The organism is Acidimicrobiales bacterium, assembly GCA_036270875.1.
Lineage (GTDB): Bacteria > Actinomycetota > Acidimicrobiia > Acidimicrobiales > AC-9 > AC-9.
In genome coordinates this window covers 24,740-46,866 of record DATBBR010000032.1, presented here as the reverse complement: position 1 = coordinate 46,866, position 22,127 = coordinate 24,740, and the positions used below count along the sequence as shown (strand labels likewise).

Sequence of the window (22,127 nt, the reverse complement as noted above, 5' to 3'; positions counted from 1 at the left end):
CCGAGCGCCGACTTAGCAGAGCCGGGGCGGTAGCCTTGGCTGTCATGGGTAACACGGATTCACTACAGGCCGGGCTGGCGCTCACCCCGACGGGCCAGCTCGGGTCCGGCGATCGAGCCGGCGACATCTATCAGCGGCTGCTGAAGGAGCGCATCGTCTTCCTCGGCAGCCAGGTCGACCAGGGGTCGGCCAACCTCATCTGCGCCCAGCTGCTGCTCCTCGAGGCCGAGGACCGCGACCGGGACATCGCGCTCTACATCAACTCGCCGGGCGGCTCGGTGACCGACGGGCTGGCGATCTACGACACCATGCAGTACGTACGATGCGACGTCGCCACGATCTGCGTCGGACTGGCGGCTTCCATGGGGCAGTTCCTCCTCTGCTCCGGCGCCCCCGGTAAGCGCTACGCCCTGCCGCACTCCCGCATCCTGATGCACCAGCCGTCGGGCCAGATGCAGGGCCAGGCCGCGGACATCGCCATCCAGGCCGAGCAGATCGTCTACCTCAAGCGCATGATGGCCGAGCGCATCGCATTCCACACCGGCCAGCCCGTCGAGCGGATCGAGACCGACTCGGACCGGGACCGCTGGTTCACCGCCGAGGAGGCCCGGGACTACGGGTTCATCGACCAGGTGATCGAACGCTCGGTGGCCGCCGCGATCGCCACCTAAGGGACGGCCGGAGAGTCGTCGGCGAGGTCGCCGGTCCGGCTCTGGCACCGGGCGCCGGCCGGACCGCTCCGCCGAGAGCCCATGGACCTGCACGTCACGCCATGAGCGGGGCGGTAGCCTGATTCTTATCACGTCTGCCTTTTGCCCGAACCTGGCGCCACGGATCGCTTGTTAGGACGGTATGTCGATCGAAGCCCAGCGCGCCCCTGCCTCCGGCGAGCCCACCCCAACGAGCGATCCGGAGGGGGTCGATCGCCGTCGCCGCAACACGCCCACCCGCGTCGTCTCCTCCAACGTCACGGTGTGGCGCCGGCTCCCCGACCTGTGGCGTCATCGGGAGCTGCTGATAGGGCTGATCGGCAAGGAGCTCAAGGTCAAGTACAAGGACAGCGTGCTGGGGTTCGCGTGGTCGATGCTCAACCCGGCGCTGTACCTGGCCGTGTTCTTCTTCGTGTTCCAGATCGCCCTCCGCAACACGATCCCGTACTTTGCCATCTTCCTCCTCTGTGGGCTGGTGGTATGGAACTTCTTCTCCGCCGCTGTCATGGGCGCGACCACGGCCGTAGTGGGCGGCGCCGGGCTCATCAAGAAGGTCGCCTTCCCTCGCGAGATGCTCGCCCTGGCCTCCGTCGGGGCGGCCCTGGTCTTCTTCTTCCTCCAGGGCATCGTGCTGCTGATCGCGCTGGCCGCGTTCCAGTTCAAACCGGCGCTGCACTACCTGCCCCTGCTCCTGCCCGCCATGCTGGCCCTCGTCGTGCTGGCCGCCGCCCTAGCGGTGTTCCTCTCGGCCATCAACGTCTATCTCCGCGACACCCAGCACCTGCTCGAGCTCGTGCTGGTGGCGTGGTTCTGGGGCACCCCGATCGTGTACGCGTACCAGACGATCGCCTCCCGCCTGTCCCAGCACGGCATCACCTGGATCTATCTGCTCAACCCGGTGACCCCGATCGTCATGACGTTCCAGCGGGCCCTGTACGCCAAGCCCATGCCCGTCGGCACCGACGGCAAGGTCGTCCAGATCCTGCCCCTGTGGGGGCCGGGCGAGTACCTGTGGCTGTTGCTCATCGTCCTGGGCGTCTCGGCGGCGGCGTTCATCGGTGCCCTGACCGTCTTCGGGCGGCTCGAGGGCAACTTCGCCGAGGAGCTCTGAGCAGGTGGCCGCAGCGATCAAGGTCGAGAAGATCTCGAAGCAGTTCCGGCTCTATCACGAGAAGTACACCTCGCTGAAGGAGCGGGTGATCCACCTCAACCGCATCCCGTACGAGGAGTTCTGGGCTCTCCACGACATCGAGATCGAGATACCCGAGGGACAGACTGTCGGCCTCCTCGGGGCCAACGGGTCGGGCAAGTCCACCCTCTTGAAGTGCATCGCCGGCATCATCCAGCCCACCAGCGGCCAGATCATCGTGCGCGGTCAGCTGGCGGCCATGCTCGAGCTCGGGACCGGCTTCCAACCGGAGCTTTCGGGGCGGGACAACATCTTCCTCAACGCCTCGCTCCTGGGGATGCCCAAGAGGGAGATCGAGCGTCGGTTCGACGACATCGTGGCCTTCGCCGAGCTGGAGCAGTTCATCGACAACCAGGTGAAGTACTACTCGTCGGGCATGTACACACGGCTGGGGTTCGCAGTGGCGGTCAACGTCGAGCCCGACGTGCTCCTCATCGACGAGGTGCTGGCCGTCGGTGACGAGAACTTCCAGCGCAAGTGCCTCGAGCGCATCAACCGCTTCCAGACCGAGGGCCGCACGATCGTTGTCGTCTCGCATGCCCCGGACCTCATCCGACAGGTGTGCAACAGCGGCTACGTGCTCGACCATGGGCAGGTCGCGGGATCAGGCAGCCCCGGTGAGGCCATCCGCATCTTCCGTGAGCGCCTGCTCGCCGCCGGGGAGCAGCTGGAGCCGGAGGAGGTGGCCGCCGACGGATCGCAGTCGGCGCAGGCGGGCATGAGAAACCTGCAGGTTCGCATCACCACCGTCGCCGTCGAGTATGGCGGCGACGACGACCGGCCCTATCTGCTGCCTGGCGAGCCGCTCCGGGTGCGGGTCTCCTTCGATGCCGTGGTCCCCGTCGAGGATCCGGTCATCGGTATCGCCGTCTACAACATCAAGGGCGAGCTCGTCTTCGGCTCCAACACCGAGATCGAGGGTCAACCGGTCGGCCGCCTCGAGGGGCCGGGCGAGATTGTCTTCACATTCGAGTCGGTGCCACTCCTGGACGGCAGCTACGACGTCAGCATCGGGATCCACACCGCCGACGAGAGCACCGTGTACGACTTGTGGGAGCAGAAGAGCCGCTTCCAGGTCATGAACCCGACCAAGAAGCAGGGCGCGGTGTCCCTCCCGTTGCGGATCGACGGGCGCTGGTCGTCCCTGGAGGAGCAGGCAACGCGGTGAGCGGCGGCGACGGCGGCGGCGAGCCCCTCGAGCGGGCTGTTCTCGCTGACATCAACGACGAGGTCCGCCGGCGCAGGACGACCGGCCAGCTGCTGCCGAGCTTCGAGCGGGGGCTCGACGACGCCTTCGCCGCCCAGGCGCCCGATCGCGACAACGGGGCATTCCGCGCTGTCCTCGAGGTGGCCGAACGATCCTCGCACGTGGACGTCGACGTGCCGGTTCGGTCCAACATCCCCGGCGGTCAGCTGGCCAAGGGCGCCCTCCGCAAGATGATGTGGTGGTACCTCGACTACCTCGCCGACCAGCTCACCCGGTTCGGCTCCGCGACCACCCGTCTCCTTGACCTCCTGGACGACCGGGTCAGCGAGCTCGAAGATGCCGGCTCGGGGGCCGACGCCGCCCGCTGCCTGGCCCCGCCCTTCGATCCTGCACCGTGGCTCGACACCGTCGGTGCCGCGACCGCCAGCGCGCCGGGGCCCATCCTCCACGCCGACTGTGCCGACGGTGGGCTGGTGAGGGTCCTGGCGGCCAGGGACGTGTGGGCCTACGGCGTCGATACCAGGGACGACCTGCTCGACCGCGCCGCCGCCGCGGGACTCGACGTTCGCCTCGAGCATCCCCTGCACCACCTCGAGGGCCTGGCCGACGGCGCCCTGGGCGGCGCCGTGTTGAGTGGGTTCGTCGACCTCCTGGCCCTGCCCGCCCACGCCCGCCTGGTCGAGCAGGCCAGGGCAAAGCTGCGTCCCGGGGGGGTCCTGGTGGTGCTGGGCACGAGCCCCGAGGCCTGGGCCCGCGCCGTTCCCGTGGCCGTGGCCGACCTGAGCCCTGGTCGGCCCCTCCACGCAGAGACCTGGCGGCATCTGCTCGTCGAGGGTGGTTTCGAGAAGGCCGAGGTCCACCTCGGCCAGGGGCCGGACGGTCCCGCCACCTTCGCCGTCGTGGGCGTGCGCGCCAGTTGAGGCCCGAGGCGATCCATCAGTTCATCCCGACGCTCGCGCCCCGCGACGCCATCGGAGCCCACACCCTCCAGGTCCGCGCCCTGCTCCGTGACATGGGGTTCGGCTCCGAGATCTTCGCCGGCGAGGCCCGATCGGAGATGGCCCGTGAGGCGCACCCGTACCGCCAGTTCGGCCATGGGCGTCATGGGCTCCGGCATCAGGGCCGATCGTGGATGCTCTACCAGAGCTCGATCGGCAGTCCGGTGGGCGACTTCGTGGCCGGGCGCCCCGAGCCCAAGCTGGTCAACTTCCACAACGTCACCCCGTCGGCCTACCTCGAGGCGTGGGACCCCGAGGTGGCCCAGGCCACGGCCCTCGGCCATCAGCAGCTGGTCCAGCTGGCCCCCGACGTCGTGCTGGCCATCGCCGTGTCGCGGTTCAATGCCCGGGAGCTGAACGAGGCGGGCTTTCGATCGACGGCGGTGGCCCCGCTTCTGATCGACCTCGGCTCCTGGCGCGGCGACGCCGACCCGGCGACGCTCGACCGGCTGACGGCGGCCCGCCGGGCCGGTGGCGCCGACCTGCTGTTTGTCGGACGCATCGCGCCCCACAAGGCCCAGCACGACCTGATCAAGGCCTTGGCCGCCTACCGCCAGGCCTACGATCCGAAAGCCCGGCTGCACCTGGTCGGCGGCGTCTCGTCGCCCGCCTACCAGCGGGCGCTCGACCGGTTCGTCGCCGACCTCGGGCTGACCGAGGCGGTGGACATGGCCGGGTCGGTGTCCGACGGCGAGCTCGCTGCCTACTATCGCTCCGCCGACGTGTTCGTGTGCTGCTCCGACCACGAAGGATTCTGCGTGCCGCTGCTGGAGGCCATGTACCACCAACTCCCGATCGTGGCATTCGGCGCCGCCGCGGTCCCCGAGACGGTGGGCGCGGCTGGCGTGGTCCTGCCAGCGAAGGGCCCCGCCCTCGTCGCCGCGGCCCTGCACCGGGTCCTCGACGAGGCGGCCCTGCACGCCTCGCTGCTCGAGGCTGGACGGGCCAGGCTGGACGAGCTCAGCCTGGAGCGCAGCCGGGCCCGCCTCGCCGCCGTCGTCGAGGAGGCCGTGCGGAATTGAACCGCCGGCGTCTGGGGCCCGGTTCCGTTGTGACGACCGGCCTCGGATACGATGTCGCCGCCGTGGACGAGCAGCAGCGCCCGCCCCTGCCCACCGATCTCGACGAGCTGCTCGAGACCCTGCGGAGCCGGGTCCGAGACCGCCGGGAGGCGGGAGACTATCCCTCCGGGCTGGAGGTCAACCTGGAGGCGCATTTCCAGCGGATCGTCGGGACCAGGGCCAGCTCCGACCGCTCGCAGTTCCGGGCCAAGCTGGACCGGCTCGCCGCTTTCTCGTCGTTCAGCCCCGACCGTATCCAAACATGGTCCAAGCTCCCTGGTGGCAGCGCCATCCACCGGGGGGTGGGCAAGGTCACCGGCCGCCAGACCCAGGGCGTCCTCGACCAGGTGCAGCAGTTCGCCGACGCCCTTCGGGACGTCCTCGACGAGCTCGCCGACACGGCCACTGACGACCACGACCACTCCCACCCCGACCTGGTCGGCATGGTCGACGTCCTGGTCGAGCGGTGGGCCAGCTACGAGCGGGCACCGGTCGAGTCCGCCGCCGGCATGGCCGACCTCCACCGCCGGATCGAGGCCCTCGAGGCCCGCGAGGCCCGCCGCCAGTTCCGGCCCTGGTTCAAGGAGTCCCGCTTCGCCGAGGAGTTCCGGGGGAGCTGGGACGAGCTGGCCGAACGGTATCGGGACCTGGCCGAGCGACTGGGGCAGTCGGCGCCGGTCTTCGACCTCGGGTGCGGGAGGGGCGAGTTTCTCACCCTGCTCAAGGAGCTCGGCATCGAGGCCTCGGGCATCGAGATCGATCCTGAGCTGGCCGAAGAGGGTCGGGGCCGAGGGCTCGCCGTCGAACAGGGCGACGGGCTGGCCCACCTGGCCACGCTCGTCGACGGCGCCCTCGGATCCATCGTCCTCATCCAGGTGATCGAGCACCTCACGGCCCAGGAGGCCGCAGACCTGGCACTGCTGGCCCGCGACAAGCTTCGCCCAGGGGGCAAGCTGCTGATCGAGACGGTGAACCCGCAGTCGTTGTACGTCTTCGCCCACCCCTTCTACGTCGATCCGACCCACGAGCGCCCCGTCCACCCGGCCTATCTGGAGTTCCTCTTCCGCGAGGCCGGGTTCGAGAGCATCGAGCTCCTCTGGCGCGCGCCGCCGCCCCATGACGACGTGCTGGAGACTCCAGCAGACGATGACGGCGTACGCGCTGCCAACGTCCGCCGGCTCAACCACCTGTTGTTCGCACCCCAGGACTACGCCCTCATCGCCACGCGGTGATGGAGGTCCACCAGGTCCTCGTGGCGGCATCGGCGGCTGACGCCATCACCAACGCCGCGCTCGACCTCCAGGACGAGCTGCGCTGCCTGGGCCCGTCAGAGATCTTCGCCCGGCACGTCGATCCGCTCCTCGCCGGGCGGGTCCATCCCATCGATCGCTACTCGCGTCACACAAGCAGCAAGGGCGCCGATCTCATCGTGTACCACGCGTCGATCGGGGAGCCGTCGGTCTTCAGCTTCCTCCATCAACGCCCCGAGCCCCTCGCGCTCATCTACCACAACATCTCGCCCTCCAAGCACTGGGCGCCCTACGATTCGACGTTCGCCGCGCTGCTCGACACCGGGCGGGACGAGCTGGCGGCGCTCGCCTCCCGAGCGGAGCTGGCGGTGGCGGTCTCTGAGTTCAACGCTGGCGAGCTGCGATCACTGGGTTTCCGCAACGTGGTCATCAGCCCGCTCGTCGTGGACACCGTAGCCCTCCGATCGGTTCGTCCCGACAAGACCATGGCCGACTACCTGTCGTGCCTCGACGGGCCGGTGTTCCTTTTCGTCGGGCAGATCCTGCCCCACAAGCGTCCTGATTGGCTCCTGTCCGCCTACCACGTGCTGGTGACCTACCTCGAGCCTGGGGCCCACCTCGTGCTGATCGGGATGGACCGGCTGCGGTCGTACCGTCAGGCGCTCGACGCCTACATCGCCGAGCTCAACCTGAACGGGGCCCACATGATCGGCCGGGTGAGCGACGAGTCCCTCGCCGCGTGTTATCGGGCCGCCGACGTCTTCGTGACCGCGAGCGAGCACGAAGGCTTCTGTGCGCCACTCATCGAAGCCATGTCCTTCGACGTACCCGTGCTGGCGCGCGCCTACGGCGCCATTCCCGAGACGACGGCCGGTGCCGGGCTGCTTCTGGAGCCCGAGGACAGCCCGCTGGTCGCCGCCGAGGCCATGGCCGTGCTGGCCCGTGAGGAGAGCGTGCGGGCCGAGCTGGTGCGCAGGGGCCGGCGTCGCATCCGCGAGCTGGATCCGACCGTCGGCCGCACGATCCTCCTCGGTCACCTCCGGTCGGTCGGCGCGTGATGCGCCCGCTGTTCGTGGTGCAGCGCTACGGCGCCGAGGTAGCGGGCGGCGCCGAGCAGTGTTGTCGCGAGTTCGCCACCCGTCTCGCTCGTCGCGGCCACGAGGTCCAGGTGCTCACTAGCTGCGCCGCCAGCTACGTGGACTGGGCCAACTCCTACCCCTCCGGCACCGATGAGCTCGACGGTGTGGTCCTCCACCGTCTACCGGTCCGCCGGCCGCGTGAGACGAGACTCTTCGCGCCCCTCCACCAGCGGGTGGTGACCGGTCGCAAGCCCGTGCCGTTCTATCTGCAGCGGGAGTGGATGCGGCTGCAGGGACCCGAGGTGACGGGGTTGGCGCCCTGGCTGGAGGAGCACGCCCGCGACTACGACGTGGTGGTCTTCTTCACCTATCTGTACGAGACAACCTTCGTGGGTCTCCCCGTCGCCGCCCACCTCCGTCCCACGTTGCTCCATCCCACCGCCCACGACGAGCCGCCGCTGTCCCTGAACCTGTTCGACATCATCTTTCGGGTCCCCGACGCGCTGGGCTTTCTCACCGAAGAGGAGCAGGACCTGGTCGAGCGTCGCTTCCACTGGAGCGGTCCGAGCTGCGTCACCGGCGTGGGTGTTGAGGTCGACCGGCCTGGGGACGACAAGGCCTTTCGGGCCGCCTTTGGGGTGGGAGAGCGCCCATACCTGCTCTTCGTGGGGCGGGTCGACCCCCACAAGGGCTCCCAGGAGCTGTACGAGTACTTCCTCGCCTACAAGCGCCGCAACCGCAGCGACCTCGCCCTGGTGGTCCTGGGCGAGCAGGTCAGCGAGTTGCCCGCGCACCCCGACGTAGTACGCACCGGCTTCGTGGACGAGGCCACCCGTCGCGGGGCGCTTACCGGCGCCCTGGCTGCCGTCGTGCCGTCCTATTTCGAGAGCTTCTCGATGGTGCTCACCGAGGCATGGGCCGAACGCAAGGCCGCGTTGGTGCAAGGCCGCTGCGCCGTGCTCGCCGGCCAAGCCCGGCGCAGCGGGGGCGCCATCCCGTACGGGGGCTTCGCCGAGTTCGAGGTGGCTGTCGACGCCATCGTCTCCGACCGGGCCCTCGCTCAGGCGCTGGGTGAGGCGGGGCGGCGCTACGTCGAGGAGCGTTACCGGTGGGACGACGTGCTCGACCGATACGAGCGCCAGCTCCGGCTGGTCATGGACAGCCGCCTGGCAGGATAGGCGGGCAGCGCTAATGGCCGCCTTGGGCCGGATGGCGAGGGAACCGGCGGCGCCAGCCCACCCAGATAGCCACGTCGGCGAGCGCCAGCATCTCAGCATCGCCACGGCTGTCCCCATAGGCCCACAGCTGGGCCGACGGCTCGTGGCCCGAGCCGGCGAGCCAGGCCCGCAGGCGTTTGGCCTTCTCGGCGCCCCGGCAGTTGGGCCCTGCCAGCCTGCCGGTGAGCCGCCCGTCGTTGCCCACCTCGAGCTCGGTCGCCAGCACGGCGTCCACGCCGAGCCGACGACCAGCCGCCTCCAGGTAGAGGGCCGGCGATGCCGAGACGATGACGACCATGTGGCCGGCCTGGCGGTGCCAGTCAAGGCGGCGGCGCATTCCCGGTCGCAGTCCCCGGGTGACCAGTCGTTCGCCGAAGGCCCGGCCGGACTCCGAGAGCGGCTGCAGCCCGGCCCCTGACAGCAGGCGCACGAGCAGTGCCTCCTTGGCTTCGTCGCGAGAGGCCCGGCCCAGGATGACGCGTGCGAACCGAGGGCTCTCGGCGACGAGCGCTCGTGCGGTCGTCGCCGGGCCGCGCACGAAGACGAGAAAGGGAAGCAGGCTGTCCCGGCGGCTCAGGGTGCCATCGAAGTCGAAGGCGGCGACCGGCTGGCTGTGCTGTCGGGCCGGCCGCCCGGGGCGGCCTGCTGGGCTGGCTCCCGCGCCAGCCCGGGTGTCCATCAGCCCGGGATCCGGCGGAACAGCGCCCGGGGTAGGTGGCGCAGCACGACCATCACCCACCGCAGCGGCGGCGGGGCCCAGACCACGTCGGCGCCCTTCTCGAGGCCCCTCACGATGACGGCGGCGACCTCGTCGGCTGTCGTGGCCATCGGGGCGGGGCTCATCCCCGCGGTCATCCGGGTGTGCACGAAGCCCGGTCGGACGATGAGCACTCGGGCGCCGGAGCCTGCCAGCGAGTCGCTCAGACCCTGGGCGAAGGCGTCCAGACCGGCCTTGGACGAGCCGTACACGAAGTTGGCCCGTCGGGCCCGCTCACCGGCCACGGACGAAAGCACGACGAGGACCCCGTGCCCCTGGCGCCGCAGGCGGGCTCCACAAGCCATCATCGCCGAGGCCGGTCCCGTGAAGTTGGTGGTGACGATCTCGGCTACGGCGGTGGGATCCTTCTCGGCCGCCTCCTGGTCGCCGAGGACGCCCGCGGCCACGAGGACCAGGTCGATGTCGCCGTGACGGTCGAAGACCTCGTCGACCACGCGGCAGCCTCCGGCGGCGTCCTGTGCGTCGAAGGTCACCGTCTCCACGGTGGTGGCTCCCACGCTGCGGGCCTCGGCGCCCGCCTCGTCCAGGCTCGCCTGGTCGCGTCCCGCCAGCACCACCGTCCGGCACCGTCGGGCGATCAGGGCCCGGAGCGTCGCCCTGGCGATCTCCGACGTGCCACCGAGCACGAGCACCGACTGGGGCGAGCCGAGGGCGTCGTTCACTGCAGGTCTCCTCTCGTGAGGCCGGCAGAAGCCATCTCCTGGGGCCGGCCCGAAGGGCCGGCCCCGAGCAGCCGCAGCCGACGGGCCAGATCCGACGACAGCACGCCGTCGGGATCCACCCGACGGCGTGCGGCCCGCCATTCGTCCAGCCGCGGATACATGGCGACCAGCAGCTCCGGGCGCAGCCGCGAGTCCTTGGCCAGGTAGACGCGCCCCCCGGCCTCGACGACGAGGTCGTCGAGGCCATCGAGAAGTGGCCCCAGCTGGGCTGGGCCCACGGGCAGGTCGAGGGCGAGCGTCCAGCCCGGCAACGGGAAGGACATCGGTCCGGGGTCGGCGGGACCGAAGCGCTTGAGCACGGCGAGGAACGAGGCCGAGCCCGCGCTGCTCAGGCGCTCGAGGACCGCCCGCAGGGTGTCCTCGGCGCCGAATGGCACGACCATCTGGTACTGGAGGAACCCCCGCGAGCCGTAGAGGCGGTTCCAGGAACCGACGCCGTCGAGGGGGTGGAAGAAGCCGGCCAGGGACTCGATGCGGCCCTCGTCCCGCTTGGGTGCCTTGCGGAACCAGAGCTCGTTGAAGGCGGCCACGGTCAGCCGGTTGAGCAGGCCGTCGGGAACGACCGGGGGGGCCTCCAAGAGGATCGAGGGGGCGAACTCCCGCGCCGTGGGCCGCTCGTCCGGGGGCAGCTCGTCGAGGCGGGCGTGGTCGCCGCGGGTCAGGACCGAGCGCCCGAGGGAACGCCCCCGAGCCAGGCAGTCGATCCACGCGACCGAGTACTGGTAAAGGTGGTCCCGGCTGTCCATGCGGGCCAGGACGTCGTCGAGGTCGTTGGCCCGCTCGGCGTCTACCCGCATGCGGGTCGTCTCGACGGGCATCAGGCGGAGCGTGGCCTCGAGAACGACGCCGGTCAACCCGAGCCCGCCGGCGGTCGCCCAGAACAGCTCTGGGTCATCGCCAGGTGTCACCCGGCGATGACCGGTCGGGGTGGCGAGGGTGAAGGCGCTGACGTGGGACGCGAAGCTCCCGTCGCGGTGGTGGTTCTTGCCGTGGATGTCGGCCGCGATCGCCCCGCCGACGGTGACGAAGCGGGTCCCCGGCGTGACCGGCACGAACCAGCCGTGAGGGAGGAACACCTTCATCAGGGTGTCGAGACTGACTCCGGCGTCGACAGTGATCTCGCCTGTCGTGAGGTCGGCGCCCCGGATCCGGTCCAGTCCGGTGGCGTCGATCACCACACCTCCGGCGCACTGGGCGGCGTCGCCGTAGCTGCGCCCCAGGCCCCGGGCGATCAGGCCCCGGTCCGGCGTCGAGCTCATGGCCTCCCCGACGTGCTCGGCGCGCGAGGGACGATCCACCTCGGCCGCCGTCGGGGCGGTGCGACCCCAGCCGGTCAGCAGCTCGACGGTACGTGACGGGGTGCGCTCAGACGGCATAGACGCCAAGGGCGAAGAGGAAGATCCACGCCGCTCCCATCACCTCGATGGCGCGGTCCCCGAGGACGATGTCCTCGGGAGCGCCGCCCTGCCCGGCGTCGAGCAGCAGGGCGTAGCGGAGGACGGCGAGCACGAAGGGGGCGATCGACAGCTGGAACCAGATCGCCCCGTGACCCGCGACCGCTGCCTTCTCGAACGCCCACACGCAGTAGCCGGCGATGGCCACCGCTGACGCCACCGAGCGCACGTAGCGGAGGAAGGACAGCGAGTACTGACCGAGGGTGGCCCGGTGGTCCTCCCGGCTGTCTCCGAGGTCGAGGTGCTCGGCATGCCGCTTCCCCGCGACCATGAACAGCGATCCGAACGAGGCCACGATCAGGAACCAGTTCGACAGCACGACTCCAGCGGCCACGCCACCGGCGATTGCACGCAGCACGAAGCCGGAGGCTACGGCGGCCAGGTCGACCACGGCTTCGTCCTTGAGCCACAGGTTGTAGGTGAAGGTGATGCCGACGTAGATGCTGACGACCAGCGCCAGCTGTCCCTTCACCAGGAGGGCGAGCAGGATGCCCGCGACCATGAGGCCGACACCCACGCCCACGGCCAGGTTGACAGGGACGATGCCCGACGCCACCGGCCGGTACCGCTTGGTGGGATGCAGTCGGTCGGCGGCCCGGTCGACGGCGTCGTTGACGAAGTAGATCCCGCTGGCGGTCACACAGAAGATCCCGAACGCCGCCAGGGTGCGGAGGAAGGGGCCGGGGTGCCCGAGCACGCCGGCCGCGCCCGGTGCCGCGAACACCAGCACGTTCTTGACCCACTGGCGGGGGCGCGCCGTGCGCAGGAGACCGGCGGGAAGGGAGTCCTTGCGGTGACGGCCCCGTCCGCTCTGGATGTCCTGGGTCGTCTCGGGCGGAGGTCCCGGCGCTGCGCCCGAAGTGGAGGAGCCGACGGGAGCCGCGGGGGTCACGGGCGTCGCCGCGTCCTGACCTCCCTCCCCGGGGGGGAGTGGGCTCCGCTGTCTTACCAAGGCTCGTCTCCAGTCCGGGCTCGTGGTCGCTCCGTGCTGCGTGGGGCACGGCCCCGCCAGGGGCCAGCTCGGCTCCTGTCAACTCTAAATGGTGCCCACTGTGCACGTGAGCCAACCCGGCAGTGGGCCGATCGGCCGGCTCAGACGAAATCGAGCGTCGGGAAGGCCCGGCCCAGGGCCTGGGGTCGGATGAATGAAGGGCACAATGGTGTTGGATCTTGCAGGAGGTGCCACGGTGCTGAGCGACGAGGAACGTGACGGGCGGCTTTCCGAGCTCGACTCGATAATCGACCTGATGCGGCCTGCCGTGCAGGCGGACGGCGGCGATCTGGTGCTCACCAGCGCTGACGCAGAGTCAGGTGTGATCGAGGTGACGCTTCAGGGTTCCTGCAGCTCGTGCGCGATCAGCGCCACCACGCTGCAGGCCGGGGTCGAGCGGATCCTCCGGGACCGGCTCCCGTGGGTCACCGAGGTGCGCGGCGAGGTGGACGAGGCGACGGATCTCGAGGAGAGCATGGCCATGGGCCGGGGCGCCTACGTTCCCCGCGTGCCCGATCTGGACGAGTAGGGGCCAGCCCGCCGCCGCGATCAGGCGGCAGTACCCGCCCGGAGCGCCTTGGTGATCGTGAAATGGCGGCGCATCCCGGTGATCGCCAGGAGCCGGTGGGTGGCCTTGCTGGGGCGGGCCAACAACAGCTTGACGCCGGCATCCTGGGAGCGCCGGCGGGCGCCGATGAGGACGCCCAGCCCTGTGGAGTCGATGAACTCCACGTCGTGCAGGTCGACGATGATCGCCTTCAAACCCGCCGCGAGCACCGCCTGGAGGCGCTCCCGCACGACCGGGGCGCTGTGCACGTCGAGAGCACCGCGCAGGATGACGATCGCCGTCCCGGGATCGTCCCCAGCCCGGACGTCTACCACGGACCTGGTCATCACTGGCCCCCCTCGACCTGGTGGAATGTGTGCTGTAACGGTGGCCTGAACGCACGTTACCCCAGGGCCCCGGCCATGAACCGTCCTTCGGGCGGCCGTCGACCGGAGTCGCTGGCTCAGCTCGTCACGGGGAGCAGGCCGTCCAGCCCGGTGAGCTCGAGGATCCGGGTCACCGGCGGGCTCGCAGCTCGCAACACCAGGTCTCCACCGTCCTCGCGCAGGCGCCTGAGGGAGCCGACAAGCACGCCCAGGCCGCTCGAGTCGATGAACTCGACGGATCCGAGGTCGATGGCGACACGGGTGTGGCCCCGGTCCATCAGCTCGGTCATGGCCGCCGCCAGCTTGGGCGCTGAAGCCAGGTCGACCTCGCCACGCACGGTCAGCATCGGCGGATCGGCGTCGTCGGAGATGCTGAACCCGAACGCTGCAGGAAGCTTCATTGCCCTCCTCTGCGACGATCCGTGTGGTGCTCGCCGCGCCCGATCCGGCCCCTCGACCCAGCCGGTACACCAAGACGGTAGCGCCGAAATGATGCCGGCGAAAACAGCGGCGTGTGGGCGTCGGCGTCGCATCGCAGACTCCCCGATACGGCGATCCCCCCAGCGGGGGACGGGGCGTAGTGGACCTTCTGACCCGATCAGAGGATGGCGGCTGACTCCTTGTAGGCGGCGATCTCCTCCCAGCTGATGCCCAGCTCCAGGAGAACCTCTTCGGTGTGCTCGCCGTGCTCGGGTGCGCGGCGCAAGCTCGGTGGCGCCTCGTCGAACTGGACCGGATTGGCAACCAGGCCCAGGGAGTGACCGTTGCCCAAATCGACCTGCGGGAGGTACCCGTTGGCTGACACCTGGGGGTCGTCGTGGAGCTCTCTCGCCGTCTGGACCGGTGCCCACACCCCGGCGAGGGTGGCCAGGCGCTCACGCCACTCGTCCAGCGTTCGGGAGGAGAAGGCCTCGTCGAGCAGGCGCACACACTCGGCCCGGTTCTCGAACCTGGTCGCGGCGTCGGCGAAGCGGGGATCGTCGATCAGCTCGGGTCGCTCGATATGCCGGCACAGATCGGGCCAATACTTGTCCGCTTCCAGCATGATGATGGTGAGGAAACGGCCGTCCTTGGTCTTGTACACGTTGACCAGCGGGTTGGGCGAGCTGGCCCGGTTGAAGCTCGGGGTGGAGAAGCCCTCGAAGAGCTTGCTGGCGACGATGTCGGGGGAGAGCATCCACATGGCGACGCCGAGGAGGGAGATGTCGACGACCGATCCCACGCCGTGCCGCTCCCGGCGAAAGAGCGCCGCCGAGATCGCCCCCGCGATCGTCATGCCTCCGGCGAGGTCGCCGAAACCGGGTCGCTGCGTGACCGGGTAGTCGGCGCCCCCCGGTGTCAGCGCGCTGGCGATGCCTCCGCGGGCCCAGTAGGAGGCGCCGTCGTAGCCGCCCTTCTGGGCATCCGGACCCCGCGCCCCCTGGCCGTGGCCCCGCACGTAGACGATGTTCGGGTTGCGCGCCTGGATGTCCTCGACCTCGATCTGCAGCCGTCGTCGGGTGGCCGGGAGGAAGTTGGTGAGGAACACGTCGGACCGCTCGGCCAGCCGATAGAGGAGCTCCCGCCCCTCTGCGGTGGCGATGTCGAGCCCCACGCTGCGCTTGCCCCGATTGGGCTGCTCGATCATGAAGTTGGCGCCGCCGGCGGCCCGGGGCACCAACCCCGAGGTGACCAGGCCCCGCTGCGGATCACCGGTCGCCGGATGCTCGACCTTGATGACGTCGGCCCCCCAGTCGCTGAGGACAGCGCCGGCAGCCGGCACGAAGGTCCACGACGCCACCTCCAGCACCCGCACTCCCTCGAGCACCTCGCTCATGGTTCATCCTCCTGTCGGTGTGCCGTTGGGGCACGTGCCCGGGTCGACGGGCCCGATCATGGCACCTCGCCCCCGGCTTGGGGACCGCTGGTCCAGCTGATCGACGCCGACCAGTCGCCCACGACTTGAGGCGCCGTCGCTGTGCCCGGGAGGCGCTCCGGGGGCCCGGGCGGCAGAATGTCGGCCATGGACACCCTTCAGGCCGAGGTGCGGATGCTCGTCGACGGCGAGCTGGTGGATGCAGCGTCGGGCAAGACGTTCGACAACGTCAACCCGGCGACCGAGGAGGTCCTCGGACCCGTGGCCGACGGGTCGGTCGAAGACATGGGCCGGGCGATCGCCGCGGCGCGTCGGGCCTTCGACGAGACCGACTGGGCCACCAACCGCGGACTTCGCAAGCGCTGTCTCGAACAGCTGCAGGATGCACTGGAGGCCGATCGGGAGGAGCTGCGCGCCGAGCTCGTGTCCGAGACCGGCTGCCCTGTGTTGCTCACCTACGGCCCGCAACTGGACGCGCCCCTGGAGGATGGCCTCCGCTGGCCGGCCAAGATGATCGACGAGTTCGCCTGGGAACGGGACCTGGGCGAGCGGGAGGCTTTCGGCATATCGAGCCGCCGGCGGGTGTGGAAGGAGCCGGTCGGCGTGGTCGGCTCGATCATCCCCTGGAACTTCCCCGTCGAGATCACCCTCAACAAGCTTGGTCAGACGCTGGCCACCGGGAACACCACCATCATCAAGCCGGCACCCGACACCCCGTGGAACGCCACCAGGCTGGGGCGCCTGATCGTCGAGCGGACCGACATTCCGCCCGGTGTCGTCAACGTCGTGACGTCCTCCGACCACCTCGTCGGCGAGCGGCTGGTCACCGACGAGCGGGTGGACCTGATCTCCTTCACCGGGTCGACGGCCACGGGCCAGCGGATCATGGAGAAGGGCGCCCCCACCCTGAAGCGTGTCTTCCTGGAGCTGGGCGGGAAGTCCGTGAACCTGCTGCTCGACGACGCCGACTTCGAGACCCAGCTCGGAGCGTCGGCGTTCACCTGCATGCACGCCGGCCAGGGATGTGCCATCGCCACCCGGCTGCTGGTCCCACGGGCGCGGCACGCCGACGCCGCGGAGATGGTCAAGAGGGCGTTCGAATCGGTGGCCTACGGAGACCCGAGCGATCCTCAGAACGTCATGGGACCACTCGTCAGCGCCAAGCAACGCGATCGCGTCCTCGGGTACATCGACGCCGGACGGCGCGAAGGCGCCAGGCTGATGACCGGGGGCGGTCGCCCGGCGCACCTTCCCCGCGGGTTCTTCGTCGAGCCGACGGTGTTCGCCGACGTCGACAACTCGATGACCATCGCCCGGGAGGAGATCTTCGGTCCCGTCCTCGTCGTGATCCCCTACGAGGACGACGACGACGCCGTCCGGATCGCCAACGACTCCCGGTACGGTCTGTCGGGCATGGTGACATCCGGATCCGAGGACCGAGCGCTGTCGGTTGCCCGGCGCATCCGCACCGGGACCATCGGTGTCAACGGGGGTGTGTGGTACGGCGCCGACTCGCCGTTCGGGGGCTACAAGATGAGCGGCATCGGACGCCAGAACGGGCTGGAGGGCCTCGAGCAGTACCTCGAGACCAAGACCATCGCCCTGCCGGCTCGATGAACCTCGTCTGGCAACCGACGCTGCTCGACGCGGCGTCGGGGCCGGACGTGGACGCGTCGTTCTCGGGTCTCGTGCGTGTGGAGCTCGACGACACCTCCTGGGTCGACCACGCCCCCGGGTGGGTGGCGGGCTCCGACGAGCTGCTCAGCCAGCTGGTCGCAACCACCGACTGGGGCCAGCGGTCGCGCTGGATGTACGAGCGGCGGGTGGCCGAGCCGCGCCTCACCGCGGCGTGGAGCCTCTCGTCCGGTGAACCCCTCGAACCGCCCGTCCTCGATGACATGCGGCGAGTCCTGTCGGCGCGCTACGGCGTGTCGCTCGACTCGATGGGCCTCAATCTGTACCGGGACGGGCGCGACAGCGTGGCCTGGCACGGCGACCGGATCGCCCGTGAGATCGCCGAGCCGATCGTCGCCCTGGTGTCGTTGGGCCATCCTCGACGGTTCCTGGCCCGGCCCCGAGGCGGCGGACGGTCGCGCCCGTTCGAGCTTGGTCGCGGTGACCTGCTGGTGACGGGCGGCGGGTTCCAGCGGCGCTGGGAGCACAGCGTTCCCAAGGTGGCCGCCGCCGGGGCCCGCGTCAGCATCGCCTTCCGCCACGGCGCCGACCTTCCGGCCTACAAGTGACCTGACCCGACGTCGTTCAGTTCGGTGAGTCGGTTCGACGGGATCGACGCTCGAGGCGGCGCAGCTCGCGCTCGACGTCGTCCCAGAGGAGGGGATCGGGATCGGATCCCGCCTCCTCGGCCTGGTGCCAGCGCAGCACGAAGAAGCCGGCAGCCCCGAGGAGTATGCCCAGCCCCGCCACCTTGGCCAGCGCCCCGGCCACCTGCTGGTCGAGCAGCGGCGACAGGCCCACGGTCGTCGGAGCGTGGGCGTAGACCGAGTAGAGGGGGTGCTGGGCGAAGATGAACACCAGGGCCGGGAAGCTGGGCAGGATGGCCTGGGCCATGAGGTAGCCGGCGCGGCCGCCCGTGGACAGGTAACGCTCGCCGGGGATGGTTCGCAGCGCAGGCATCCACATGATCGTCGCCACAGCGAGCAGGCCGAGGTTGATCCCGGCGGCGATGGCGCCCGACCGGGCTTGTCCATTGATGGCCGGGGCGAGGAACGAGGCCGTCACGGCCGCGTTGAACAGCACGGTGGCGACGACCGGCCGGGTGAGGAACCCGAGCACGCTGTCGACGAGCGCGGGCCTGGTCAGCCGGTCGACGAGCCAGCGGGGGAGCCCCAGCAGGAGTAGGGGCGGCGCCACCAGGAGCAGGAGGCTGCGCTGGGCCATCCGGGCGAGCAGGGAGGAGTCGGCGAGGTCGGCGAGCGGCCAGCACAGGGCGATCAGCAGGATGAAGAGACCGGCCCCGAAGCTCGCTCGCTGGCGGCGGGTGGCGGTCTCTCCCTGCAGACGACCGGGTCCGGCCTTCGACCGCTCGGCCCTCCCCCAAGAGCGAAGGAGAAAGACGTACCCCGCGGCGGTGCCCAGGACAACGACCCACCCCACTGGGTGGAGATGCCAGGACCAAGGTGACCCTGTCGCCGCGATCAGGCCCACGTCCCCCATCATGGCGCTCCCGCCGAGCGGGCGCATACAGCGGCTCCGGCGGGGCGGGCAGGGTTCCGCGAGCGAGGAAGGGAGCGCCTCGCGGAGTGAGAAGCTCTGCCCGTGACTGACAGAAGGTGGCCGGGCGCAGGCGTCCGGCCACCGGTTGTGGGAGCTGCGCTCGGCGCCGCTGTTGTCGCCGCGGTGGCAAGCGTGGCCGTGGCCCGTCACCGCGCCCACCGGCGCCGGCGCCCGGCGCCGGTGGGCTCCACCACCCAGGTGGCCCGCACCGGCGAGCTGGCCAAGCTGGCATCCCAGGTGGGCGCCAGCGCGGCGGCCAACCGGGCCCGGCGAGTGTTCGCCTCGGCCGAGCGGCGGGAGGCTCTCGACGCCGAGCTCGAGCTCCGAACCGCCGAGCAGGTGGCGACGACCCTCGGGAACATGAAGGGCGCATTGATGAAGCTGGGCCAGCTGGCCAGCTTCCTCGACACGGCCATGCCCGAGTCAGCGCGCGATGCCTTGGCCCAGCTCCAGCAGGACGCCCCGCCGATGAGCGCCGAGCTCGCCACCGGCGTCATCGAGGCCGATCTGGAAGCGCCGCTCACCCGTCTGTTCAGCGACTGGGACCCGGTGCCGATCGCCGCTGCGTCCATCGGCCAGGTCCACCGGGCGATCACCACCGATCAGCGGGCGGTGGCGGTGAAGGTGCAGTATCCCGGCATCGAAAACGCCATCCGGGCCGACCTCGACAACCTCGATCTGGCGTCGCTGGGGCTTCCCATGCTCTTCTCCGGACTCGACGTGCGGGCCGTCGCGGACGAGCTGCGGGCCAGGCTGACCGAGGAGCTCGACTACGAGCTGGAGGCGGCCAGCCAGCGCGCCTTCGCCGACTGGTACCGGGGGCACCCGTTCATCCACATCCCCGAGGTCGTCACCGAGCTGTGCGGCAAGCGGGTCCTGACCACCGAGCTGGCCGAGGGCGCCAGGTTCTCGGACATGGAGGGTTGGGAGCAGCGAGAACGCGATCTGGCCGCGGAGACGATCTTCCGCTTCGTGTTCCGGAGCCTGTACCGCATGCGGGCGTTCAACGGGGACCCGCATCCCGGCAACTACCTCTTCGGTCCTGGCGGACGGGTGACCTTCCTCGACTTCGGTCTGGTCAAGCGGTTCACGCCCGCCGACACGGCGGCCCTGTTCGAGATCATCCGCACCGCCGTGCTCGAGCCGGACGCCGCGGCCCTCAGGGTGGCGGTCGAGCGGGCCGGCTTCATCGCGCCCGGAGCTCCGGTGCCTGACGAGCGCGTCGCCGAGTTCTTCGAGGTGTTCTGGGGCCCGATCCGCCAAGACGAGATCACAACCGTCACCGCGGACTATGCCAGCCAGGTCTCCCGGCGCTACCTCACAGGCCGCGCCACGGACGGTGACGTCATCAAGTGGGCGGGGATGCCGCCGGCGTTCCTCATCCTTCAGCGCATCAACTTCGGTCTGCTCGCCATCCTCGGCCAGCTCGAGGCGACGGCCAACTGGCGCCGGATCGCCGAGGAGCTGTGGCCCACCGGTGGACCCCCCTCAACCCCCCTCGGCGTGGAGGAAGCGGCCTGGTGGGCCGTCAGTCACGCCCGGGCCTGACCCGGGGGAGGCTGCTCACCGCTCCAGGGCGGTCGCCGGGATGGTGCCCATGCGTCCGCTCTGGAAGTCCTCGAAGGCCCGGACGATCTCGGCCCGGGTGTTCATGACGAACGGTCCAGCCCAGGCAACCGGCTCCCGGATGGGCCGGCCCCCGAGCACCAGGACGTCGAGATTTGGGGCCCGGCTCTCCTGTTCCATGGCGGCCGCGACTGTGAGGGCCCCACCGGCGCCGAGCAGGGCAAGCTGCCCGGCCTCGACGGGTCGCCCGTCCGGCCCCACCGTCCCCCGCCCGGCGAGGACGTAGACCAACGCGTTGAAGTCCGGCGACCAGGGCATCCTGAGCCGCGCCCCGGGGCTGAGGGTGGCGTGCACCATCGTGATCGGCGTATGGGTCACACCCGGACCGTGGTGCCCGCCCGCGTCACCGGCGATCACCCTGACCAGCGCGCCACCGTCGGGGGACGACAACAGCGTCACCCGGTCGGATGCGAGGTCCTGATAGCGCGGGGGCACCCACTTCTCAGCCCTGGGGAGGTTCACCCAGAGCTGGATGCCGTGGAAGAGCCCCCCGGAGGCGACGAGGCGCTCAGGGGGGGTCTCGATGTGCAGAATGCCGGCGCCGGCGGTCATCCACTGCGTCGCCCCGTCGGTGATGAGCCCGCCCCCGCCCGTGGAGTCCTGATGCTGGAAGGTGCCGTCGATCATGTACGTGACGGTCTCGAACCCCCGGTGGGGGTGCCAGGGTGTCCCCTTGGGCTCGCCCGGGGCGTACTCCACCTCGCCCATCTGGTCCATGTGGACGAACGGGTCCAGGTCACGGTTGTCCACGCCAGCGAACGCCCGCCGTACCGGGAAGCCCTCACCCTCCAGGCCGGACGGCGCGCTGGTCACCGACACGACCGGTCGGTCGATCACCGTCGCCGGGTCGGGCTCCTCGAGCCGGGGCAGGGCGAGCACATTGTCGACAGTCGTCGCCGGCATCGGGTCCTCCTTTGTTGTACGTTCAACTAAACGCACAGACGAGTGCCGGCATTCCGGCGCCGGGCGTCAGAGCCCCAGCTCGTCGACCTCGGCCTGGCTGAGCCGGATCGAGGCGGCGGCGATGTTCTCCTCCAGGTGGGCGATGGATGCGGTGCCGGGAATCGGCAGCATGACCGGCGAGCGGGCCAAGAGCCACGCCAGCGCCGTCTGCTGTTGGGTTGCCCCGTGGGCGGCGGCGACCCGGGCCAGGGCCTTGCCGCTCGGTGCACCCTGGCCTATGGGGGCCCAGGGAATGAACGTCAGCTGCTCCGTCTCGCACAGGTCGAGCACGGCGGCCGAGCGGCGGTTGCCCAGGTTGAACATGTTCTGCACGGATACGACCGGGGTGATCGCCATGGCCCGGTGGATCTCGGCCTCGTCGACGTTGGAGAGGCCGATGTGGCGGATCTTGCCCTCGTCCTTGAGCTGGACCAGGGTCCCGACCGAGTCCTCGAGGGGCACCCGCGGATCTGGCCGGTGCAGCTGGTACAGCGGAATCTCGTCGAGGCGGAGGCGCTTGAGGCTCCCCTCGCACGCGGCCCGGAGGTGCTCCGGGCGCCCGTCGGGATCCCAACGGCCGGGACCGGGCCGCACCATGCCGCCCTTGGTGGCGATGACGAGGTTCTCGGGGTAGGGATGCAGCGCCTCGGCGATGAGGCGCTCGCTCACCTCCGGACCGTACGAGTCGGCGGTGTCGATGAAGTCGACCCCGAGCTCGACCGCCCGGCGCAGCACCGCCCGGCATGTGTCCGGGTCGGCGGGCTCGCCCCAGATCCCTGGGCCAGTGATCCGCATGGCGCCGTAGCCCATGCGCTGGACGGTCAGGTCTCCACCAAGGTCGATCGTGCCGGCCGCGCTCGCGGTTGTCGTCTCTGGCATGG

22 protein-coding genes are annotated in these 22,127 nt (G+C 70.3%); 12 read left to right on the top strand and 10 right to left on the bottom strand.

Features of this window, described 5'->3' with window-relative positions; genetic code table 11:
• The first annotated feature begins 44 nt into the window (after positions 1–44).
• The 8 genes from VH112_03600 (at position 45) to VH112_03565 (ending at position 8,672) form a co-directional block, all read left to right on the top strand.
• Entirely contained in the window at positions 45–671 is a 627-nt protein-coding gene (locus VH112_03600; GenBank protein HEX4539306.1) for an ATP-dependent Clp protease proteolytic subunit, read from the top strand.
• A gap of 181 nt (positions 672–852) precedes the next feature.
• On the top strand, positions 853–1,821 hold the full coding sequence (locus tag VH112_03595) for an ABC transporter permease (protein ID HEX4539305.1): 969 nt from the start codon (positions 853–855) through the stop codon (positions 1,819–1,821).
• Positions 1,822–1,825: 4 nt separating this feature from the next.
• The gene (locus tag VH112_03590; protein ID HEX4539304.1) at positions 1,826–3,067 is read left to right on the top strand and encodes an ABC transporter ATP-binding protein; all 1,242 of its coding nucleotides are present in this window, start codon (positions 1,826–1,828) and stop codon (positions 3,065–3,067) included.
• Positions 3,064–4,026: a hypothetical protein gene (locus tag VH112_03585; protein HEX4539303.1), complete on the top strand. Its 963-nt coding sequence runs from the start codon at positions 3,064–3,066 to the stop codon at positions 4,024–4,026. The genes VH112_03590 and VH112_03585 overlap by 4 nt, the downstream gene beginning before the upstream one ends.
• Complete coding sequence (locus tag VH112_03580) at positions 4,023–5,126, top strand: glycosyltransferase family 4 protein (GenBank protein HEX4539302.1); 1,104 nt, start codon at positions 4,023–4,025, stop codon at positions 5,124–5,126. Before VH112_03585 ends, VH112_03580 begins: the two co-directional genes overlap by 4 nt.
• Before the next feature lie 62 nt (positions 5,127–5,188).
• Positions 5,189–6,397, top strand: a complete 1,209-nt coding sequence (locus VH112_03575) for a methyltransferase domain-containing protein (GenBank protein HEX4539301.1) — start codon at positions 5,189–5,191, stop codon at positions 6,395–6,397.
• Positions 6,397–7,473: a glycosyltransferase gene (locus tag VH112_03570; protein ID HEX4539300.1), complete on the top strand. Its 1,077-nt coding sequence runs from the start codon at positions 6,397–6,399 to the stop codon at positions 7,471–7,473. The genes VH112_03575 and VH112_03570 overlap by 1 nt, the downstream gene beginning before the upstream one ends.
• Positions 7,473–8,672 carry a glycosyltransferase family 4 protein gene (locus VH112_03565; protein ID HEX4539299.1) on the top strand — a complete coding sequence of 400 codons (1,200 nt, stop codon included), beginning with the start codon at positions 7,473–7,475 and terminating at the stop codon, positions 8,670–8,672. The genes VH112_03570 and VH112_03565 overlap by 1 nt, the downstream gene beginning before the upstream one ends.
• Positions 8,673–8,682: 10 nt before the next feature.
• Here VH112_03565 and VH112_03560 read toward each other — a convergent pair whose 3' ends face one another.
• Genes VH112_03560 through VH112_03545 form a run of 4 tightly spaced genes read right to left on the bottom strand, consistent with a single transcriptional unit; the run spans position 8,683 to position 12,557 of the window.
• Positions 8,683–9,390 carry an HAD family hydrolase gene (locus tag VH112_03560; GenBank protein HEX4539298.1) on the bottom strand — a complete coding sequence of 236 codons (708 nt, stop codon included), beginning with the start codon at positions 9,388–9,390 and terminating at the stop codon, positions 8,683–8,685.
• Positions 9,390–10,151, bottom strand: a complete 762-nt coding sequence (locus VH112_03555; GenBank protein ID HEX4539297.1) for a decaprenylphospho-beta-D-erythro-pentofuranosid-2-ulose 2-reductase — start codon at positions 10,149–10,151, stop codon at positions 9,390–9,392. The genes VH112_03560 and VH112_03555 overlap by 1 nt, the downstream gene beginning before the upstream one ends.
• The gene (locus tag VH112_03550) at positions 10,148–11,587 is read right to left on the bottom strand and encodes an FAD-binding oxidoreductase (protein ID HEX4539296.1); all 1,440 of its coding nucleotides are present in this window, start codon (positions 11,585–11,587) and stop codon (positions 10,148–10,150) included. The genes VH112_03555 and VH112_03550 overlap by 4 nt, the downstream gene beginning before the upstream one ends.
• Positions 11,577–12,557: a decaprenyl-phosphate phosphoribosyltransferase gene (locus VH112_03545; protein HEX4539295.1), complete on the bottom strand. Its 981-nt coding sequence runs from the start codon at positions 12,555–12,557 to the stop codon at positions 11,577–11,579. Before VH112_03545 ends, VH112_03550 begins: the two co-directional genes overlap by 11 nt.
• Positions 12,558–12,852: 295 nt before the next feature.
• Here VH112_03545 and VH112_03540 point away from each other — a divergent pair, with 295 nt between their 5' ends.
• The gene (locus tag VH112_03540; GenBank protein HEX4539294.1) at positions 12,853–13,185 is read left to right on the top strand and encodes a NifU family protein; all 333 of its coding nucleotides are present in this window, start codon (positions 12,853–12,855) and stop codon (positions 13,183–13,185) included.
• Between the two features lie 20 nt (positions 13,186–13,205).
• Here the strand turns inward: VH112_03540 and VH112_03535 are convergent, their stop codons facing one another.
• The 3 genes from VH112_03535 to VH112_03525 form a co-directional block, all read right to left on the bottom strand.
• Positions 13,206–13,550, bottom strand: a complete 345-nt coding sequence (locus VH112_03535) for an STAS domain-containing protein (GenBank protein HEX4539293.1) — start codon at positions 13,548–13,550, stop codon at positions 13,206–13,208.
• 116 nt (positions 13,551–13,666) lie between these two features.
• Positions 13,667–13,990 (bottom strand): STAS domain-containing protein, encoded by a 324-nt coding sequence (locus tag VH112_03530; protein ID HEX4539292.1) that lies wholly within the window; start codon positions 13,988–13,990, stop codon positions 13,667–13,669.
• A 197-nt stretch (positions 13,991–14,187) separates the two neighbouring features.
• Positions 14,188–15,405 carry a CoA transferase gene (locus VH112_03525; protein ID HEX4539291.1) on the bottom strand — a complete coding sequence of 406 codons (1,218 nt, stop codon included), beginning with the start codon at positions 15,403–15,405 and terminating at the stop codon, positions 14,188–14,190.
• 186 nt (positions 15,406–15,591) lie between these two features.
• On the opposite strand from VH112_03525, the gene VH112_03520 reads away from it, so the two are divergent.
• Both VH112_03520 and VH112_03515 read left to right on the top strand, forming a co-directional pair.
• Positions 15,592–17,061, top strand: coding sequence for an aldehyde dehydrogenase family protein (locus VH112_03520; protein ID HEX4539290.1), 1,470 nt, complete (start codon positions 15,592–15,594; stop codon positions 17,059–17,061).
• Positions 17,058–17,687, top strand: coding sequence for an alpha-ketoglutarate-dependent dioxygenase AlkB (locus tag VH112_03515; GenBank protein HEX4539289.1), 630 nt, complete (start codon positions 17,058–17,060; stop codon positions 17,685–17,687). Before VH112_03520 ends, VH112_03515 begins: the two co-directional genes overlap by 4 nt.
• A 16-nt stretch (positions 17,688–17,703) precedes the next feature.
• Here the strand turns inward: VH112_03515 and VH112_03510 are convergent, their stop codons facing one another.
• Positions 17,704–18,558, bottom strand: coding sequence for a cytochrome c oxidase assembly protein (locus VH112_03510; GenBank protein ID HEX4539288.1), 855 nt, complete (start codon positions 18,556–18,558; stop codon positions 17,704–17,706).
• A gap of 162 nt (positions 18,559–18,720) precedes the next feature.
• Here VH112_03510 and VH112_03505 point away from each other — a divergent pair, with 162 nt between their 5' ends.
• Positions 18,721–20,226 (top strand): AarF/ABC1/UbiB kinase family protein, encoded by a 1,506-nt coding sequence (locus VH112_03505; GenBank protein HEX4539287.1) that lies wholly within the window; start codon positions 18,721–18,723, stop codon positions 20,224–20,226.
• A 15-nt stretch (positions 20,227–20,241) separates the two neighbouring features.
• Here the strand turns inward: VH112_03505 and VH112_03500 are convergent, their stop codons facing one another.
• Both VH112_03500 and VH112_03495 read right to left on the bottom strand, forming a co-directional pair.
• On the bottom strand, positions 20,242–21,207 hold the full coding sequence (locus VH112_03500; protein HEX4539286.1) for a pirin family protein: 966 nt from the start codon (positions 21,205–21,207) through the stop codon (positions 20,242–20,244).
• 66 nt (positions 21,208–21,273) lie between these two features.
• Positions 21,274–22,125: an aldo/keto reductase gene (locus VH112_03495; GenBank protein ID HEX4539285.1), complete on the bottom strand. Its 852-nt coding sequence runs from the start codon at positions 22,123–22,125 to the stop codon at positions 21,274–21,276.
• Positions 22,126–22,127: the final 2 nt, after the last annotated feature.